Annotated in this window: 1 protein-coding gene; it reads left to right on the top strand. The window is 72.8% G+C overall.

Annotated features, from left to right (window positions below; translation table 11 throughout):
- Positions 1 to 747, top strand: a 747-nt coding sequence (locus ACLEQD_RS44675; RefSeq protein WP_410391963.1) for a peptidase C39 family protein, incomplete at its 5' end; no start/stop codon positions are given.

Raw genomic sequence — 747 nt, 5'->3', positions numbered from 1 at the left:
TCGCAGGCGGACACCGTGGCGAGGGTCTCCATCGACACGCTCATCGTCACCGCGAAGAAGAGCACCGCGACCGCGTGGCAGGTGAAGACGCGGCTGTTCAGCGCGGACGGCGTGGCCACGCCCGTGCTGCACGCCAGCGCGCTCACCACCTCCACCTCGCCGGAGACGCGGCCCACCGTGCCCGCGGGCAACCCGGCCCGCTGGAACCAGGTGCTCGCGGTGCCGCAATGCTCGCAGATGGTCTACCCGGACGGCGGCGAGGTGTGGTGCAGCCCCACGTCCACGGCGATGGTGCTCCAGTACTGGACGGCGGACACGCGGGGCTGCGAGGCGAACGTGCGCGCCGCCGTCGCGGGGGTGCATGACTGGTATTACGGCGGTCACGGCAACTGGCCCTTCAACACCGCGTACGCGGCGGGCCAGGGCCTCCAGGCGCACGTGGCGCGCTTCACGAGCTTCGCGCAGCTGGAGCCGTGGCTCTCCGCGGGGGTGCCCGTCATCCTCAGCGTCGCGTGGGGCAAGGGTGAGCTGACCGGCGCGCCCATCCCCTCCACCGCGGGCCACCTCCTCGTGCTCGCGGGCTTCGACGCGGTGGGCAACCCCGTGGTGAATGACCCGGCGGCCGCCAGTGACACCGCCGTGCGGCGCACCTACTCCCGTTCGGAGCTGGAGCCGCTGTGGCTCTCCCGCTCCGGAGGCACCGCCTACCTCGTCTACCCCCGGGACTGGCCGGTGCCCGCGCTGTAG

Origin of the sequence: Corallococcus sp. 4LFB (assembly GCF_046520365.1) — a bacterium.
Lineage (GTDB): Bacteria > Myxococcota > Myxococcia > Myxococcales > Myxococcaceae > Corallococcus > Corallococcus caeni.
This window is presented reverse-complemented; position numbering and strand designations above follow the sequence as displayed.